The 2,981-nt window shown below is 72.1% G+C and carries 4 protein-coding genes; 3 read left to right on the top strand and 1 reads right to left on the bottom strand.

The annotated features are described in order from the left end of the window. From VFS34_16690 to VFS34_16680, 3 genes are all read left to right on the top strand, one after another. Positions 1-547, top strand: a 547-nt coding sequence (locus VFS34_16690) for a lipoyl synthase (protein ID HET9796088.1), incomplete at its 5' end; no start/stop codon positions are given. Beyond that, complete coding sequence (locus VFS34_16685; protein ID HET9796087.1) at positions 544-1,302, top strand: energy transducer TonB; 759 nt, start codon at positions 544-546, stop codon at positions 1,300-1,302. The genes VFS34_16690 and VFS34_16685, both read left to right, overlap by 4 nt. Then, entirely contained in the window at positions 1,299-1,904 is a 606-nt protein-coding gene (locus VFS34_16680; GenBank protein HET9796086.1) for an HAD family hydrolase, read from the top strand. The genes VFS34_16685 and VFS34_16680 overlap by 4 nt, the downstream gene beginning before the upstream one ends. Here VFS34_16680 and VFS34_16675 read toward each other — a convergent pair. Then, complete coding sequence (locus tag VFS34_16675) at positions 1,867-2,862, bottom strand: helix-turn-helix domain-containing protein (GenBank protein ID HET9796085.1); 996 nt, start codon at positions 2,860-2,862, stop codon at positions 1,867-1,869. The genes VFS34_16680 and VFS34_16675 overlap by 38 nt on opposite strands. Positions 2,863-2,981 lie beyond the last annotated feature (119 nt).

Here is a 2,981-nt window from a genome sequence, read left to right as displayed (position 1 = left end):
GGACGGCGGAGCGGCTCATTTCGCCGCGACGATCCGGGCGATCCGGCGGCGGAATCCCGGGTGCGCCGTCGAGGTCCTGATCCCGGACTTCTGCGGAGACGCGGCGGCGCTCGACGCCGTCCTCGAGGCCGCGCCCTCGGTCCTCAATCACAACATCGAGACCGTGCCGCGCCTCTACCGGAGGGTCCGCCCGGACGCCGTCTACGATCGGTCCCTCGCGCTGCTGGCCCGCGCGGACGCGCGCCGGCGGCGCGACGGCCTCGAGATGCGGACGAAATCGGGGATCATGGTCGGCCTCGGGGAAACGGCCGAAGAGGTGATCGCCACCCTGTCCGACCTGCGGACGCACGGCTGCGACATCGCCACGGTCGGCCAGTACCTCCAGCCCTACGAGAAACGCCTTCCCGTCGAGAAATACTACACGCCCGCGGAGTTCGACGGGCTCCGGGCCGAAGGTCTTCGGCTCGGATTCCGGCACGTCGAGGCGGGCCCGCTCGTTCGTTCTTCGTACCATGCGCGCCACGCTGTCGAAAAGGAGACCTCTTGAAGTTTCGCGCGACCCTCCTCGCCGCGGCGGCCGCCGCCGTTTCGCTCCCGCTCCTCGCCGTTCCGAACCGGCAGGCGGGAAACATCTCGTTCCCCCCGGCCCCGTACCCGGAGGAAGCCCGGAAGAAAGGGATCGAGGGCAACGTCGTCGTGACGGGAGACATCTCCGCCGACGGGAAACTGAGCGGGCTCCGGGTCCTCGCGACGTCGTCGCCGGTCCTGAACGAACCCGCGCTCGACCATCTGCGCCGCTCCCGCTTCCCGCCCGGGAAGGAAGACGGAAAACCCGTCCCGCTGGTGCTCAACGCGACCGTGCGCTTCCGCGGCGACCGGAATCGGATCACGGACACGGGCTCGATGACGGCGCCGATCGTCGGCGATTTCTCCGTCATGCCCGCCGGCGCCGACGGGCGACCGACCGGGCCGGAGGGATTCGCGATCGGACCCGACGACGCGGGGATCGCCGGACGGCTGGTCGTCGACGTGCCGGCGACGTCCACGGGAAAGACGTTCCACGTGGTCGTCGTCGATCGTTTCCCGGGCGGCAAATCGCTCGTCGCGCTCGACCGCCAGGAGACGGCGGACCCCCGCGCCGGCGTCGGCGCCGAATTCTTCCGCCGCATCGATTCGCGCAAGGCCGAGGAACGCGGCGTGCACACGCTCGAGGTGTCGGTCGACGGCCGCCCCGCCGGAGGAGCGCGCTACCGGGTCGGCGCCGCCGCGACTTCCCCTCCCGCCGCTCCGCCGAAGAAGTGACCCGTCCGGCGCCGCGGGGCGTGCTGTTCGACATGGACGGCGTGCTCGTGTTCTCGACCGGGGCGTGGTTCGGGGTCTACAACGACACGCTCGCCCATTTCGGGCACGCGCGCATCGGACGCGAGGAGTTCCTCCGCATCTTCGGAAACGGAACGCAGGCGGATCGCGCGGCCTACATGCCGGAGCGCTCGGTCGAGGAGATCGACGGCGCCTACCGCCGATTCTTCGCGGACCGCCTCGGAGAGATCGAGGTCAATCCGGAGGCGGCTCCCGCTCTCCGGCGCCTGCGCCGCGCCGGGGTCCGGACGTCGCTGGCGACGAACACGAACCGCCCGCTCGCCGAAGCGATCCTCGGCCGCCTCGGAATCGCCGGCCTTCTCGACGCCTTCGCGTGCGCGGACGAAGCCGGCGCCGGCAAGCCCGACCCGGCGGTCGTGAGGCTCGCGGCGGAGCGGCTCGCGCTTCCCCTCTCGGATTGCGAGATGGTCGGGGACTCGCGTTACGACGAGGAGGCGGCGCTCGCGGCGCCGGTCGCCTTCCGCGGCTACCGCTACGGGGCGGCGCCTACTCGGATCGAGGCTCTTTCCGAAATCGCCGGTTGAACTCCCGCTCGAGGCCGTACTCCTTGACCTTGTTGTAGATCGTCTTGAGCGAGAGCTTCAGCATCTCCGCCGCGTAGCGCTTGTTGCCCTTCGCGAAGCGGAGCGTCCGCTGGAGAACCCGGCGCTCGATGTCGGCCATCGAATCGCCGATCCGGACCGCGACGATCTCCTTCTCCGCGGAAGCCTCGGCGTCGCGCTCCGGGCGGGCGGACGCGCCGCCGAGCACCGACTGGATCGCGGTGAGGCCGATCACCGGGCCTGCCGAGAGAGCGCGCGCCCGGCGGATGACGTTGCGGAGCTCGCGCAGATTCCCGCTCCACTCGTGCGCGGCCATGGCGTCGAGCGCCTTCGGATCGAGGGCGGGGGCGGCTCCGTCCCGCGGATCCCGGGGACGGAGGAAGTATTCGGCCAGAAGCGGAATGTCCTCGCGCCGCACCCGCAGCGGAGGCACCACGATCGGCGCGCCGGTCCGGTCGCCGATCGCCGGGTCGAGAGCGCCATCCGGCGTCCACTCGCGCGCCACGACGACGAGGCGGGCGCCCCCGGGAGCATCGGAGGCCTCGGCGGCGGCCCGCTGGACCTCCGGCGGAGCGTGGAAGAGCCCTTCGAGGACGAGCGTCCCGCCGGATCTCGCGGCCCGCGCGACCTCCGCCGGGGCCGGCGGGTCGTCCCGGCGGTCGAAGGCGATCGACCGCACCGGCTCGCGCCCGCGCGACGAGAGGCGATGGATCGCCGCCGCGACGGTCCGCTTCCCCGCGCCGCTCTCGCCCGTGACGACGGCCACGTCCCGGCGCGCGGCGGCGGCGAAGATCTCGTCGAAGAGCGTCTGCATCGGCGCCGACCGGCCGACGAGGCCGGCGAGCGGTCCTCCGGCGCGCGCGAGCGCTCGCCGGAGCTCTTCGATCTCTTCGGCGAGCGCGTCCACCAGACGCGGTTCCCCGAATGGGCGCGAGGTCATCGTCTCATTGTAACGCCGGGGGGGCCGGAAAGAATTCCGGACTCAGCGGCCGGGAGGCGCGAGGAGATCGTCTTCGGCCAGCCGGCGAAGCTCCGAAGCCGCGACCCGAAGCCGGGGGC

This window comes from Thermoanaerobaculia bacterium (assembly GCA_035717485.1).
Classification (GTDB): Bacteria; Acidobacteriota; Thermoanaerobaculia; order UBA5066; family DATFVB01; genus DATFVB01.
The sequence above is the reverse complement of the archived record's forward strand: the minus strand, read 5'-3'. Positions and strand labels throughout refer to the sequence as shown.

What these genes read in the sequence shown, in the direction of transcription:
- VFS34_16675 (HET9796085.1), bottom strand. Translation starts at nt 2,862, where the DNA reads ATGACCTCGCGCCCATTCGGGGAACCGCGTCTGGTGGACGCGCTCGCC.